Source organism: Cellulomonas jepli, assembly GCF_047229345.1.
Classification (GTDB): domain Bacteria; phylum Actinomycetota; class Actinomycetes; order Actinomycetales; family Cellulomonadaceae; genus Cellulomonas_A.
Window position 1 is genome coordinate 1 of sequence record NZ_JBFTER010000123.1, and the last position, 14,405, is coordinate 14,405.

The following is a 14,405-nucleotide window of genomic DNA, read 5'->3' on the forward strand; positions in this document are numbered from 1 at the left end:
CGGGTGCGCCGCCGGCACCGCGCCGCCCGCCGCTCGTGCCGCTGTTCGTCGTCGGCTTCCTCGTGGCCGTCGCGGTGCGCGGCGCCGGCGTGCTGCCCGACGCCGCGCTCGACGGCGCCCGGCTCGCGGGCACGGCGCTGCTGACGGCGGCGATGCTCGGGCTCGGTGCCGACGTGCACGTGCCGACGCTGGTCCGCACGGGCGGGCGGGCGCTCGCGCTGGGCGCCGTCTCGACCGCGGTCACCACGACGGTGAGCCTCGCGGGCCTCTACCTGCTGGCCTGACCCACCATCGCGGCGAGCTCGCGCGCCGCCGGGCTGAGGTCGCCGTGCGTGCGGGTCACGAGACGCAGCCGCCGGCCCAGGTCGAGGCCGTCGGTCGGTACCCGCACGAGCGTGCCGTGCGCGAGCTCCGCGGCGACGGCCAGGTCGGACACCACGCCCACCGCGTCACCCTCGTGCAGGGCGGCCTTGACCGCGGCGGTCGAGCCGAGCTGCGGAAGGTCCGCCGCGAGCGCCTCGCCGGCCGCCTCGAGCGCGCGCTCCAGCGTGTCGCGCGAGCCCGAGCCCTTCTCGCGCAGCACGAGCGGCCCGGTCGCGAGGTCGTGCGCCGTGACCGGCTCGCGGCGCCGGGCCCACGGGTGCTCGGGGTCGACCACGACGACGAGCTCGTCGCGCGCGACCGTGCGCATCCGCAGCCCGCGCAGGACCTCGGTGCCCTCGACGAACCCGACCTCGGCCTCGCCGTCGAGCACCGCCCGCATGACGCCGGCGGAGTTCCGGACGATGAGCTCGACAGCCGCAGGCGTGCGCTCGGTCTCGTCGCTGCTGCGGCGCCGGCGCCACGCCGCGAGCCAGCCGGGCACCAGGTGCTCGGCGACCGTCAGGGAGGCGGCGACGACGAGGTGCGCGGTGCCGCCCTGGCCCCGCAACGCCGAGACGCTGGCCTCGAACGCGTCCGACGCGGTCAGCACGTCGCGCGCCCAGGCGGCCGCCGCGGTGCCGTCCTCGGTGAGCACGGAGCCGCGCGGAGACCGGTCGACGAGCCGCAGGCCGAGCGAGCGCTCGAGCCGCCGCACCCCGGCGGAGACGGTCGGCTGGGAGTGCCCGAGCGAGCGGGCGGCAGCGCTGATGCTGCCGCTGGTGTCGATCGCGACCAGCAGCTCGAGCGACGTGAGCGAGGTCCGGGCCATCGATCGAGCCTATGCCCGGCGGCCGACGCGGCACCGGGCCGGACCGCACGGGCTCGCCTCGGCCCCGGGAGAGGTGGCGCGGTCAGGCGCCGCACGCCTCGCGGACCGTGCGGCCGACCGCCGGCCGGATCTCGTCCTCGGTGAACCCGAACGGCTCCGAGAGCTGGGTCACCGTGCCGTCGCGCAGCAGCCGGCGCAGGTCCCGGCCGAACGGGACCGCGAGCGCGGAGTCGGCGGGCCGGAAGGCGAACGCCGCGAAGCGCTCGTTCCCGTCGTCCGCCGGGAAGATCCCCGCGACGCGCACGCCGCTGTCCGGGCCGCGCGCCATCCACCGCACCGCGACCGACGTCAGCGCGACGACGTCCACCGCCCCGTCGAGCAGGGCCGTCCGCAGGCTCTCCGGGTCGGGCAGCGCGAGGGCCCGCTCGGGCGGCAGACCACCGGCCGCCAGGTCCGCCTCCTCGACGGACCCGCGGAGCACGCCGACCCGCAGGTCGGGCTCCGCGACGAGGGCCTCGTAGGAGCCGAGCTCGCGGTCGTCGCCGGACCGCACCGCGAGGCCCTGGTGGACGCAGTTCACGGGGTCCGAGAACCGGACCTGCGCGCAGCGGTCGGGCGTCACGGCGATGCCCGCGGCGATCACGTCGAACGCGCCCCCGAGCAGGCCGGGGATGAGCCCGGGGAAGTCGGTGACGACGCCGCGCACCTCCTCGATGCCGAGGCCGGCCAGGACCGCGCGCGCGACCTCGACGGACTGCCCGGTCGGCTGCGCGCCGTCGGTCATGAAGCCGAACGGCTGCTCGTTGGCGATCCCGAGCCGCAGGAACCCGGCGCGGCGGCCCGCGGTCAGCAGGTCGTCGCCGCGCGCGCACCCGCCGAGCAGGACCGTCGCCGCGGACGCGACGCCCGCGGCGAGCACCGAGCGGCGGCTGATCACCGCACGCCCGCCGGGGCCTCGCGCCCGGGCGCGACGCCCTCCTGCCCGTCGGCGGACATCGCCCCGGCGAGCGTCCCCGGCCGGCCGAAGACGTACCCCTGCGCGAGGTCGCACCCGAGCGTGCGGACGTGGCGCAGCAGCTCGACGTCCTCGACCCCCTCCGCGACGACGTCCGCACCGAGCGCCCGGCCGACGGCGACGACGGCCCGCACGATGTGCGCCGCGCGCTCCGCGGCCTCGGGCGACGGGTCCGCGAGGCCCTGCACGAACGCCCGGTCGATCTTCAGCAGCGTCACGGGGTAGTCCCGCAGGCGCGCGAACGACGAGTACCCGGTGCCGAAGTCGTCGACCGCGACCCCGATCCCCGCGTCCCGCAGCGCGACGAGCGTCGGCAGCACCCGCTCGTCGTCGGCCAGCACGCTCTCGGTCACCTCGATCCCGAGCCAGCGCGTCGGGACGTCGAGCTCGGTGAGCAGGTCGACGATGCCGACCGCCACGTCCGGCCCGGTGAGCTGGCGCGCCGACACGTTGACCCACATCCGCACGTCGCCCCCGCAGCGCCGGTTGTGCTCCGCGACCGCCACGACCGCGTCGCGCATGATCCACCGGCCGAGCCCCACGATGAGCCCGGTCTCCTCGGCGACGGGGATGAACTCGCACGGGGGGACGTTGCCGCGGGTCGGCGTGGACCACCGCATGAGCGCCTCGACGGCGATCGTCTGCCCGGTGCGCAGGTCGACCTCGGGCTGGTACGCGACGCCCAGCTCGTCGCTGCCCGCCGCCCGCCGCAGGTCCGCCGCGAGCTGCAGGCGCTGGCGTGCGGTGTCGCCCAGGCCCTCCTCGAACCACCGGAAGCACGCGCCGCCGGCGGCCTTCGCCCGGTACATCGCGACGTCCGCGAGCCGCAGCAGCTCGTCCCAGTTCTGCGCGCGGTCGCCGCTGTGCACGACGCCGAGGCTGCAGCCGACCGTGAACTCCTCCTCGTGCAGCACGAACGGCTCGTCGAACGCCTCGACCACGGCGCGGGCGAGCGCCTCGGTACGCGCCCGGCTCGTGTCGGGGACGACGATGACGAACTCGTCGCCGCCGAGCCGCCCGGCGGTGCCGCCCCGCGGGGTCAGGGACTCGGCGCGCTGCGCGGCGAGCACGAGCAGCTCGTCACCGAGGCCGTGCCCGTAGGAGTCGTTGACGAGCTTGAACCGGTCGAGGTCGAGCAGGAGCACGGCCACGCCGCGTCCGCGGGTCCCGAGCATCCACTCGGCGCGCTCGCGCACGAGGACCCGGTTCGCGAGCCCGGTCAGGGGGTCGTGCATCGCGGCGTGGCCGAGCCGGCGCTCGGCGTCGCGACGTCGCGTCATCTCGCGGGCCGCGACCAGGACCGACTCGACCCCGTCGTCGAGCGTCCCCTCGGGCACGGCACGCAGCTCGTAGAACAGCGGCCCGACGTCGACCGACGCGGTCCGGGTCACGGCGGGTGCCGCGGCGCGCGACGCCCCGGCCGGCCCGTCGTCGTGCCCGGCGCCCGGCCCGTCCCCCGCGCCGGCGACCGCCTGCCCGCCCGGGCCACCGCCCGTGACCTACGCCGCGAGGTCCGCGACCGCGGCGAGGAGCGTGTGGTGCGTGGCGAGCTCGGCGACGGGACGCCCGGGCCAGTCGGCGGGCAGCGGCACGACGTCGAGCAGCGCCTGGTTGGCGAAGAGCAGGCGCCCGTCGGAGCTCACGCGGGCGAGCGCGTCGGGCGTGCTCGACGTGATCGTCTCGAGCTCGCGCGTGCGGCGGCGCAGGTCCCGCGTGCGCGCCTCGGCGGTCGCGACGGCCCGCCGCTCCGCGTCCGCCTGCACGACGAGCACGAGCGCGGCGAGCGCGGTGATGACCAGCCCCGCGACGAGGACGGGCAGCGACACCCAGGGCGCGGCGCGCGTCGAGGAGCCCGTGAGCGTCCAGGTCCGGTCGAGCAGGTCCACGTCGACCGAGCTCGCGTCGGCGGGGCGCAGGCCGGGCTCCGCCACCGGGCCGCTGGTGGAGAACTCGGCCAGCTCGACGCCGAGCTCGTCGTCGACCACGCTGACCGCGACGCCCGGGTGCAGGTGGCGCATGCTCTCGCCCAGGAACGAGTCGATGCGGAACGTCACGACGGTCCACCCGGTGAGCTCCGAGCGGCGCGCGTCGACCGTGTCGGGCGGGTCCGCGCCCTCGCCGTAGACCGGCACCGCGATCGCGGCCTCCGCGGCACCGCGTCCCGTGGCCCTCGACCAGAACGGCGCGCTGAGGCGCGGCTCGCCGCTGTCGCGTGCCGCCGCGAGCGAGCGGCCGACCTCGTCGAGCCCGACGCCGTCGAGCAGCACCGAGCTGCCGTACGAGGCGGACTGCCGGACCACGGCGCCACCGCCGGACCCGCCGCCCAGCTCCGCGACGTCGAGCGGGACGGCGCCGGTCGCACGGTCCTCGGCGGTGCCGGGCGCGACCCACAGCAGCGCGCGGGTCGCGACCGAGCGGTCCTGGACGTCGAGGGCCTCGATGCGCCCCGCCCAGGCGTCGGGGACGGTCCCGGCGTCCGCGGGGCCGACCAGGGTCGCGGCGAGCGCGACGCCGCGCTGGACGTCGAGGCGCGTCGGCAGCGCGCTCGAGGCGATCGCGAGCTCGCTCGCCACCTCGACCCGCTCGTGGTCGCGCAGGCGGTGCTCGTCGAGCGCCGCGGACGCCACCGAGAGCGCGACGCCCACGGGCACCGCGATCGCCGCCGCCCAGTGCATGCGGCGCCGGCCGGGTCGCCCCGGTACGGCAGATCCCATCGGCGAGCCCCCTTCGCCGGGCGCGCCAGTCGTCGCCCCCTCCGTCATTGATAACCGCGCGGGGGGCGGCACGACAAACACGGGGCGCCGGATCGGGGCAGAACGGGCGACCGGCGCCCGAAGTTCACCCGCTCGGCGCAGACGCGCGGGCCCGCACCCGCCGCGGACGGCGGGTGGGCCGTCGTCCGCGTGTCCACTGCGCGCGCCCACCCCTCCGGCCGCCCGTTCGTGCACCTAGACTCGCGCCCGTGATCTTCAAGGCCGTGGGCGAGGGCAGGCCCTATCCGGACCACGGGCTCGTCACGCCCCGCGAGTGGGGCACGGTCCCGCCCCGCCAGGTGCGCCTCGACGAGCTCGTGACGACCAAGCGCACCTTGAACCTCGACAACCTCCTGTCGGAGGACTCGACGTTCTACGGCGACCTCTTCGCGCACGTCGTGCAGTGGAAGGGCGTGATGTACCTCGAGGACGGCCTCCACCGCGCCGTGCGGGCCGCGCTCCAGCAGCGCCCGATCCTGCACGCACGGGTCCTGGTGATGGAGTCGTGAGCGTGGACCCGGACCGCGCCCGCACCCTGCGCCGGCGTCAGGTGCACGAGCGCCAGGCCGTCGTGTTCGGCGTGCTGCTCGCGTCGCTGGCGCTCGCAGGTCTCGGTGCCGCGGCCGTCTACACCGACACGGTCGACGTCCCGTTCCTCGCGCGCGACTTCTCCACGCCGAGCCCCACGGCGGGCCTCGCGGTCGTCGCGCCGTGCCCGCCCGCGGGCGCGCTGCCCGCAGCCGCCGGCACCGTGACCGTCAACGTCTACAACGGCTCCGGCCGCCCGAACCTCGCGGGCTCGACGCTCGCGGAGCTCACGACCCGCGGCTTCGTCGCCGGCGCGACCGGCAACGCCGCCGCGCTCAAGGGCGTCGGCCGGATCTCGTACGGCGCGTCGGGCGTGGCGTCGGCCTACGCGCTGTGGGACCACCTCGACGAGGTCGAGCTCCAGCTCGACGACCGTGCGGACGCGACCGTCGACCTCGCGCTCGGCGAGGGTTTCGAGGGGTTGGTGCCCGCGGACGAGGTCCTCGTCGACGCCGCCGCCCCGATCCCCGCGCCGACGGGCTGCGTGCCGCTCGAGCAGATGACGCCGGTGCCGGTCGTCGGCCCCGCTCCCGCGCCCGCCGAGGGCGAAGCGGCCGGCTGAGCCGCCGACGTCGCGTCGAGGGGTGCGGCGCGAGCACCTGCGGGCAGGCACCCCTCGACGGGGACGTCAGTGCCGCAGCTCGTCGCCGCCCGGCACCGACGCCGGGCTCGCCGGCTCGTCGTGCGTCCCGCGCCAGCGCGAGAGCGTCCGCATGAGGTGGTAGATCCCGATCGCGGCGGCGGTGCCGAGCGCGATGCCCTCGAACGCGAGGTCGCCGGCCTTCCACGAGTAGTTGGCGATGCCGACGACCAGCGCGACGGCGGCCGTGGTGAGGTTCACCGGGTCGGAGAAGTCGACGCGGTTCTGCACCCAGATCCGCGCGCCGAGGATGCCGATCATCCCGTAGAGCATCGTCGTGGCGCCGCCGAGCACGCCCGCGGGGATCGTCGCGACGAGGGCGCCGAACTTCGGGGACAGGCTCAGCACGAGCGCGGCACCGGCCGCGACCCAGTACGCCGCGGTCGAGTAGACCTTCGTCGCGGCCATGACCCCGATGTTCTCGGCGTAGGTCGTGGTGCCCGAGCCGCCGCCCGCACCCGCGAGGGTCGTCGCGAGACCGTCGGCGAGCAGCGCGCGGCCCGTGAGGTGGTCGAGGTCGGTGCCCGTCATCGCGGCGACCGACTTCACGTGGCCCACGTTCTCGGCGATCAGCACGAAGACCACGGGCACGAACAGGCCGAGCACCGCGGGGTCGAACGTCGGTGTCGTGAACGTCGGCAGGCCCACCCACGCCGCCCGGTCGACCGTCGTGAAGTCGACCTGGCCCTGGAGCACCGCGGCGACGTAGCCGACGAGCACGCCGACGAGGATCGCGAGCCGCCCGAGCAGGCCGCGGAACAGCACCGTGACGAGGATGATCGCGAGCAGCGTGACCATCGCGGTGAGCGGCGCCTTCTGCACGTTGCTCCACGCGGCGGGCGCGAGGTTGAGGCCGATGAGCGCGACGATGGTGCCGGTCACCACGGGCGGCATCACGACGTCGATCCAGCGCGCACCCGCGAGGTGCACCACGAGCCCGACGACGGCCAGCAGCACCCCGGTCACGAGCACGCCGCCGAGCGCGACGGACTGCCCGCCCGACGCGGTCGCGGCGCCGATGGGGGCGAGGAACGCGAAGCTCGACCCGAGGTAGCTCGGGAGCCGGTTGCCGGTGATCAGCAGGAAGCCGACCGTCCCGACCGCGGAGAAGAACAGCGTCGTCGCGGGCGAGAACCCGGTGATCAGCGGGACGAGGAACGTCGCCCCGAACATCGCCACGACGTGCTGCATGCCGATGCCGACGGTCCGCGGCCAGCTCAGGCGCTCGTGCGGCCCGACGACGGCCTCCGGTCGGACGGTGCGGCCGTCGCCGTGCAGCTGCCATCCGGCGAACCGTCGACCGGTCGTGCTCGTGCTCACGTGGGTGCTCCTTCTGCTCCGCAGGGCTCGGCGAGCTGCTCCGCCGGGCTCAGCGAAGACTAGCGACGGGCGGGCGGACCGTGCGGGCGCGCGCGGCACGCCCCGGCACGCCTGGAGCGCCCGGCGCTAGGGTGTGCTCCCCCGGCGGGGCACGACGTCGGGACCCGCCCCTGCTTCCGCCGGAGGTCCCCGTGCGCACGCCGTCCCCGTCCCTGCGCTCGCGTGTCGCGCTCGTCGTCGCGTTCCTCGCCGTGCACACCTGGCTCGCGTGGCTCGGCGCGGTGCGGCTCCCCATGGAGGCGTTCTACGACCTCGAGCTGTACCGGTTCTGGATGTGGCAGGGCCTCGAGACCGGTACGTGGCCGGTGCTCGACGGTGACTGGGTCTACCCCGCGGGGGCGCTCGTGCCGCTCCTCGTGCCGGGCCTCGTCGACGCGGTCGACACGCGCACGTACATGCTCGCGTGGGCCGCGCTGGTCACGCTGCTGAACGGGCTCGCGCTCGTGCTGCTGCTGCGCCCGCGCCGGGGGGCGTCGACCCTCGGCGCCTGGTGGTGGCTCGCGTTCCTCGCCGCCCTGGGCCCCGTCGCGATGGGCCGCCTCGACGCGGTCGTCGCGCCGCTCGTGGTCGTGGCGCTCGTGCTCGCGGCGCAGCACCCCGCGGTCGCCTCGGCGCTGCTCACGGTCGGGGCGTGGATCAAGGTCGCGCCGGGCGCGCTGCTGCTCCCGCTGGTCCTCGTCACGCGGCGCCCGTGGCGTGACGTCGTGCTGCCGCCCGCGGTCGTGTGCGCCGTCGTGGTCGGCGCGGTCACGCTCGGCGGCGGGCTCCCCCACCTCGGCAGCTTCCTGGCCGAGCAGGGTGAGCGCGGGCTGCAGGTCGAGTCCGTGGGCGCGACGCCCTGGATGGTCGCGGCGCTCGTGACGCCGGCCGTCGAGCGGCGCCTCAACGAGGAGCTCGTGACGTACGAGGTGCACGGCCCGGGCGCGCAGCTCGCGGCCGACTCGCTCGGGCTCGCCCTGGTGCTCGCGCTCGCCGCCGTGACCGCCCTGCTGTGGTGGGCACGACGACGCGCCGGCACCTCGGTCGCCGTGGAGGCGTTCGTGGTGCGCGGCGCGCTGCTCGTGGCGACGACCCTCATCGTGTTCAACAAGGTCGGGTCGCCGCAGTTCGTCGGGTGGCTCGCGCCGCCCGTGGTCGTCGCCCTCGCCCTGCGGCTGCGGGGCTGGGAGGTGACCGCCGTGCTGGTGCTCGTGATCGCCGGGCTGACCCAGATCGTGTTCCCGACCGGGTACAACCACCTGCTCGGGGGCGACGCGGTGGTCACGCTCGCGCTCGTGCTGCGCAACGTCCTGCTGGTGGCCCTCCTGGCGGTGACGGCGCGTGCCGTCGTCCGCCAGGAGGGCCGACCTCAGGAGGTGGGGAGCGAGGGGACCCCGCCGGACTCGACCGCGGCGATCCACGCGAGCAGGTAGGCCCGCGAGTTCCCGTCGTCGATCCACTCGTCCGACAGCTTCTGCGCCTCGTCCCACGCCGTCGCGGCGTCCTCGGGCCCGGCGAGCGCCGAGTACGCGAGGATGTAGTCCGAGAACTTGGCCTCCCAGCCGCCCGGCGTGCCCTCCGCGACGCGCGCCCGGATGCCCTCCGGGTCGCCCGCGAGGTAGCCCGAGACGGGGCTCATGGGCAGCAGCAGGATGCCGAGCATCGCGCCCGGGTCGGGGCTGAACCACGTGGCGTAGTCACGCTTGCCGCCCCAGTTGAGCGAGACGACCTCGTGCTCGAAGCCCTCGAACACCGGGTCCTCGAGGTCGGGGTCGGTCCAGTACGCCTTCGTCGAGGCGGCCTCGGCCGAGGTCAGCCAGGTGGCCTGGACCCCGAGCTCGTCCTGGCCCGACGCCGCGGCCCACAGGCCCAGCCCGTTCCAGGCGTTGATCGCCTCGGAGCTCGACTCCTGGTTGTTGCCGTCCGCGAACGGCGAGGTGCCCGACGCCCACGCGTGGCCGGCGTACACGTCGAAGTTGCGCAGCTCGGGGAACCACTCGGTCGCCTGGACCGCGGCGATGTCCTGCGCGAGGACGTCCATGACCGGCGCGAGCTGGTCCCGCAGGCCCTCGTCGTCGGCCGCGAGCAGGCCCGCCGCCGCGAGGAAGTAGCCGTAGTGGAAGTGGTGGTCGTTGAACTCGTCCGACCCGAACGACGGCGTGAGCCCGACGACACCCTTGGCCGCGTCGTCGTACACGAAGCAGCGTGCGTCCTGCGTCGCGCAGCGCGCCGGGTCCGCCCACTCGAGGAGCGTCTCGGTGACCTTCTCGCGGAGCGGGGCCACGACGTCCTCGGCCCCGACCTGCTCGCCGAGCACGACCAGCGTCGCGGCGCGGTTGAGCGCCTTGCCGCCGAAGTACGTGTCGGACGGGAACGGGACCGTCGACTCGACGTCCTTCGCGACCTGCTCGCGGATGACCGTGAGCTTGTCCTCGGGGACGTCGGCCAGGTCGAGCACGCCCTGCGGCTCGACGGTCGGCGCCCACGTCGTGAGCGTCGAGCCGGCGCACAGCTCGAGCGTGCCGTACACGCTCGCGTACTCACCGATCGCGCAGTCCGCACGGTCGGGCTGCTCGCCCAGGCGGTGGTGCGGCATCGTCACGTACGCGGACGGGCTGCCCGACGCGGTGACGTAGCCGATCGTCGTGCGCGCGACCTGCTCGTTGACGCCGTAGGACAGCTCCGACCCGACGACCGGGTCGGCCGCGGCCTCGGCGAGCGCCGTGAGCGCCTCGTCCGACGCGTCCTGCGGGAGCGGGTAGACCGTGGCCGACGCACCGGCGTCGAGCGTCACGGTGCTGCCCTCCAGCGCGCCCTCGGGCGTCACGAGCCCGTAGTCCGAGTCGCCGCCCGTCGCGGTCGCGACGCTCGTGCCCTCGGCGGCCGTCGCACCCTCGGCGGGCGTGAACGACGCGTCGAGCGTGAGCGACGCCCCGGAGTCCCCGGCGGTGAACGACGCGAAGGGCGAACCCTCGGCGATGACCACGGTGCCGAGCACCGCGCCCTCGCCGTCGAGCAGCTCCATCGAGACGGTCGCGGTGTCGTACGCGCTGATGCGGACGTCCTGCGCGCCGGCGTCGACCGTCACGCCCGGGACGTGCGGCGCGACGATGGCCTTCTCGCTCGTGACCGGCTTCGGCATCCCGACGCCGAACCCGGAGCCGGTCAGGCCGAACGACGCCGGCAGCGGGAAGACCGGCTGCGGCTCGTCGCCGAAGACCAGCCCGCTGAACCAGCGGTTGGTGGGGGGCACGAGGCCCTCGGCGAGCCGGACGGGGGCGATCTTGGCGACCGCCTTCTGCTCCAGGCCCTCGACGAGCGCCTGGGTGTCCACCTCGGGGAGGGCAGCGTCCTCCGGACCCTCGACGGTGGCCGCCTGGGCGACCCCCGCCTGGTTGGTGCTGCCGCCCGTCCCGCGGCCTCCGAGGAGGACGACCGCGGCGACCACGACGGCGACGACTGCGGCGACGATGCCGATGACGGTCCCTCGGCGGGCCGTCACTCGCCGCTCCCGAAGAGGCCCTTGACCGACGTCGAGACGTCGGTGAAGACCTCGTCCACGGACGCGGCGACGTCGGTCACGACGCCGTCGTTCTGGAGCTGGAGCTCGGCGTTCACCGGGGTGCCGGCGGCCATGAGGCCGTTGGCCTTGCCCGGGACGAGCTTGTCGCTCTCGACGGTGACGATCGCCTGCGCCTTGCTGGCGACGGTCTGCACCTCGATGCCGGCGACGTGCCCGGCGACCTTCTGCTCGTTCGGCAGCACGATGGTCACGGCGGCGTCCTCGTCGATGCGGGCGTACTCCTTGGCCGTGAGGGTGTACTCGGCCTTGACGTAGAGCGAGCCCTCCCGCTCGACCTGCGCGAGGACGGCCGCGGCGGGGACGAACGTGCCGCGCGTCGCCTCGATCTTCGCGACGGTGCCGGCCTCGGTCGCGAGGACCTCGACCTGCCCGGCCGCGTTGATGCGCTGACCCGGGGTCTCACCGGGGGCGAACCCGATCGCGACGTCGTGGCGCAGCGTGGCGCTGTCGATCACGAAGAGCGGGGTGCCCTCGGTGACGGCGTCGCCCTGGTTGACGAGCTGGTCGACGACCAGGCCCGCGTACTGCGAGCCGACCGCGTAGGTCTTCGACTCGATCTGCGCGCTCGAGCTCGTGGCGATGGCCTTCGAGTCGTTCAGGTGGAAGGTCAGCCAGGCACCCAGCGCCAGCACGGCGACGAGCCCCAGGGTCAGGCGGAATCGATTGGCCCAGGTCATGCGGCACCTCCGGTGGTAGCTCCGACGAGCACGGCCTCACGCGGCGCCTCGAGCTGCACGGGTGCAGTCTCGGGCTCCTGCTTCTTCGCGGCGGCAGCGGCTCTCTTGTTGCGGCGCGCCTCCTGGGCGGCCGTCAGGACGAATGCGCCCAGGATCACGGTGTTGGTCGCGTTCCAGGCGAGGGCGAGCGAGAAGTAGCCGTTCCCGAGGTCCTTCCAGACCGCGACGACCGTCGTGATGAGCAGGAAGGCGAAGAACCAGACCTGCGGCATCATGAACGTGAACGGCGAGCTCACGGCGCCCTTCTGACCGGTCACGTGCCACTTCTGCTCACGCTTGAAGACGGCGTTCACGAGCGCACGGACGTAGATCGGGAAGGACACGGCGGCGAGCATCAGGACCTCGAACCGGAACGACCCGAGCGTGTAGAACGCCACGACGATCTGCATCCCGTAGAAGCCGGCGTAGAACAGCAGCCAGTTCCCCAGCGTCAGGTCGAGGTTCATCGGGGTGAGGTTGAAGAAGATCTGCAGCGGCGGCACGAGCAGCAGCAGGAGCGGGCAGATGCCCGTCAGGTAGTGCGTCGCGGTGACGAAGTACTGCAGGCGCTGGTCCATCGTGAGCTTGCGCTTCGGGGACAGCGGGTTGTGCGTGAGCATGATCTCGAAGCCGCCGGTGGCCCACCGCAGCTGCTGCTTGGTGTACGCCTCGACGGTCTCCGGGGTGTCCCCGACGGCGAGCGTCATGGGGATGAAGATCGTGCGCCAGCCGCGCTCGTGCAGCATGAGGGACGTCCAGACGTCCTCGGACTTGGAGTCCGAGTACATGCCGCCGACGTCCATGATCGCCGCACGGCGGAAGATGACGTTGGTGCCGACGCAGAACGCGGCGTTGAACCGGTTACGGCCCGGCTGGATGAACCGGTAGAACACGGCCTGCATGTAGCCGGCGCCGCGCGAGATGAGGTTGTGCAGGTTCCCGTAGGTCTGCGGCGTCTGCACGAAGGCGACGTCGTCGTCCGCGAAGAACGGCACCGTCTCGTAGAGGAAGTCGGGCAGCGGCACGAAGTCGGCGTCGAGGATGACGAAGAACTCGCCGCTCGTGATCGACAGCGCGTAGTTGACGTTGCCGGCCTTGGCGCCGTTGCTGCTCAGGCGGCGCACGTAGCGCGCACCGAGCTCGGCGGCCAGGTCGCGGACCTCGTCGGAGCGCCCGTCGTCGAGGACCCAGGTGAGGTGCTCACCCTTCATCGCGACGGCGGCGGTCACCGTGCGCCGGATGGTCTCGAGGTCCTCGCCGTAGGTCGTGATGAACACGTCGACGGTGACCGGGCGGTCCTTGATGTACATGCGCCACTGCTCCGGCGCGCTCTCGGCCCGGCGGCGGATGATCTCCGCCATGTCGTACAGCGTGTCCTGCGCGTGGTGGAAGGCGAACCCGCGCGGGTTGTGCCCGCTGGACAGGATCGTCCACATCGACAGCAGCGCCTGGGTGATGAGGATGACCTCGGCGACGATGACCATCGAGTAGGGCAGCCAGTCGCCCCGGTTGGCCGGGTTCAGGAGGAACACGGCGTAGACGAGGATGCCCGCGCTGGCGAGCAGCACGAGGAGCATCAGGGACGGCGACTGGGCCGCCTCGTTCTCCGGGTTGCGGGCCGGAGCCGTGCTCGGGTTGTCGGTCCTGCGTGGCTCGGTCATGAGCCGGTTGAACGTAGTGGTTGCCATAAAGAGCCCCCGCGGTCGCGTTTCACGTGTGGGCGCCGAGGACTTGCTCTCCTCGATGCCTGGTGCGACGGCTGCGCTGGCGTCAGATCGCCCACGGCGGGGATGCGATGAGTGTGTCGTCAGATCGGATTCCGGCGAGCCGGACAGATCCGGAACATTCCCCCGTGGTGCTTCGAAGTTACAGGCGGTCCCGCGGCCGTGCCCAGGGCCCGCTCACGTGCCCTGCCTCACACGATGCCTCGCGGAAAGCGCTCTCCACCGCTTTCTGCGCAGGTCATCGGCGCTTCGGGCCCGCGCCCCGGATGTCGGAATTAGCCCGTTCTCATCTCGCATGCCGAGACACATCACCCGGACGGGGCGGGACTGGACGGGTGTCCAGGGCTCGCGCGGCGCAGGCCGCGGCCGATGCCGCCCCACCCCCTCGCGCCGCCGTCGAGCCTGGGACCGAGCCGTCGGGCAGCGCGCTGACCTGGACAGATGTCCACCGACGGCCTCCGCGCGACACGCACGGTCCGAACCTGTCCCGTAGGTGACCTGGACGTGACCGTGCCATGACCAGGCGGTTTCGGGCGGCCGGCGGGCCGTCCCGGCGGCGCGCGTCCCCGGGGACCGGCGGGCACGACGGGAACGTCGACGCGCGCCTGCCGAAATAGCGACGGGGAACACGCCCTATTCGCCACGTCGCGCACCGATCAAACACCGGCGGTGCAAAAACCGGACCATTCCAGAACGGCGCCACCGACCCCGTCGGCGCGCGGCGGATCCCGTTCCTCGGGGCCGCCCGGCGGTCGTGCCGCGCCGATCCGCACCGAGGCCGTCGAGCCGCGCGCGTCCGCCATCTGCGAGGCGACCGTGCGCTTCCAGATGAGCT

The 14,405-nt window shown here is 74.1% G+C and carries 12 protein-coding genes; 4 read left to right on the forward strand and 8 right to left on the reverse strand.

Annotated features, from left to right (window positions below; all coding sequences use genetic code 11):
- The coding region (locus AB6N24_RS20475; protein WP_412871214.1) for a putative sulfate exporter family transporter at positions 1–284 on the forward strand (284 nt) is incomplete at its 5' end.
- On the opposite strand, the gene AB6N24_RS20480 is transcribed toward AB6N24_RS20475, so the two are convergent.
- The 4 genes from AB6N24_RS20480 to AB6N24_RS20495 form a co-directional block, all read right to left on the reverse strand.
- Entirely contained in the window at positions 269–1,192 is a 924-nt protein-coding gene (locus AB6N24_RS20480; protein WP_412871215.1) for a LysR family transcriptional regulator, read from the reverse strand. The two genes, AB6N24_RS20475 and AB6N24_RS20480, sit on opposite strands and share 16 nt — an antisense overlap.
- An 82-nt stretch (positions 1,193–1,274) precedes the next feature.
- Positions 1,275–2,129, reverse strand: a complete 855-nt coding sequence (locus AB6N24_RS20485) for a transporter substrate-binding domain-containing protein (protein ID WP_412871216.1) — start codon at positions 2,127–2,129, stop codon at positions 1,275–1,277.
- Positions 2,126–3,598 (reverse strand): putative bifunctional diguanylate cyclase/phosphodiesterase, encoded by a 1,473-nt coding sequence (locus AB6N24_RS20490; protein WP_412871217.1) that lies wholly within the window; start codon positions 3,596–3,598, stop codon positions 2,126–2,128. The genes AB6N24_RS20485 and AB6N24_RS20490 overlap by 4 nt, the downstream gene beginning before the upstream one ends.
- 108 nt (positions 3,599–3,706) lie before the next feature.
- Complete coding sequence (locus tag AB6N24_RS20495; RefSeq protein ID WP_412871218.1) at positions 3,707–4,921, reverse strand: CHASE domain-containing protein; 1,215 nt, start codon at positions 4,919–4,921, stop codon at positions 3,707–3,709.
- Between the two features lie 248 nt (positions 4,922–5,169).
- On the opposite strand from AB6N24_RS20495, the gene AB6N24_RS20500 reads away from it, so the two are divergent.
- On the forward strand, positions 5,170–5,469 hold the full coding sequence (locus AB6N24_RS20500; RefSeq protein WP_034627795.1) for a type II toxin-antitoxin system VapB family antitoxin: 300 nt from the start codon (positions 5,170–5,172) through the stop codon (positions 5,467–5,469).
- Positions 5,466–6,110, forward strand: coding sequence for a LytR C-terminal domain-containing protein (locus AB6N24_RS20505; RefSeq protein WP_412871219.1), 645 nt, complete (start codon positions 5,466–5,468; stop codon positions 6,108–6,110). The genes AB6N24_RS20500 and AB6N24_RS20505 overlap by 4 nt, the downstream gene beginning before the upstream one ends.
- Positions 6,111–6,176: 66 nt before the next feature.
- On the opposite strand, the gene AB6N24_RS20510 is transcribed toward AB6N24_RS20505, so the two are convergent.
- Complete coding sequence (locus AB6N24_RS20510; protein ID WP_412871220.1) at positions 6,177–7,508, reverse strand: uracil-xanthine permease family protein; 1,332 nt, start codon at positions 7,506–7,508, stop codon at positions 6,177–6,179.
- Positions 7,509–7,699: 191 nt separating this feature from the next.
- Between AB6N24_RS20510 and AB6N24_RS20515 the strand changes: the two genes are divergently transcribed.
- On the forward strand, positions 7,700–8,980 hold the full coding sequence (locus tag AB6N24_RS20515; protein WP_412871221.1) for a glycosyltransferase 87 family protein: 1,281 nt from the start codon (positions 7,700–7,702) through the stop codon (positions 8,978–8,980).
- On the opposite strand, the gene AB6N24_RS20520 is transcribed toward AB6N24_RS20515, so the two are convergent.
- Genes AB6N24_RS20520 through AB6N24_RS20530 form a run of 3 tightly spaced genes read right to left on the reverse strand, consistent with a single transcriptional unit; the run spans position 8,917 to position 13,507 of the window.
- A complete protein-coding gene (locus AB6N24_RS20520) occupies positions 8,917–11,049 on the reverse strand; it encodes a glycosyl hydrolase (RefSeq protein ID WP_412871222.1) in 2,133 nt (710 codons plus the stop codon). The genes AB6N24_RS20515 and AB6N24_RS20520 overlap by 64 nt on opposite strands.
- On the reverse strand, positions 11,046–11,807 hold the full coding sequence (locus AB6N24_RS20525) for an HlyD family secretion protein (RefSeq protein ID WP_412871223.1): 762 nt from the start codon (positions 11,805–11,807) through the stop codon (positions 11,046–11,048). Before AB6N24_RS20525 ends, AB6N24_RS20520 begins: the two co-directional genes overlap by 4 nt.
- Positions 11,804–13,507 carry a glycosyltransferase family 2 protein gene (locus tag AB6N24_RS20530; RefSeq protein WP_412871224.1) on the reverse strand — a complete coding sequence of 568 codons (1,704 nt, stop codon included), beginning with the start codon at positions 13,505–13,507 and terminating at the stop codon, positions 11,804–11,806. Before AB6N24_RS20530 ends, AB6N24_RS20525 begins: the two co-directional genes overlap by 4 nt.
- Positions 13,508–14,405 lie beyond the last annotated feature (898 nt).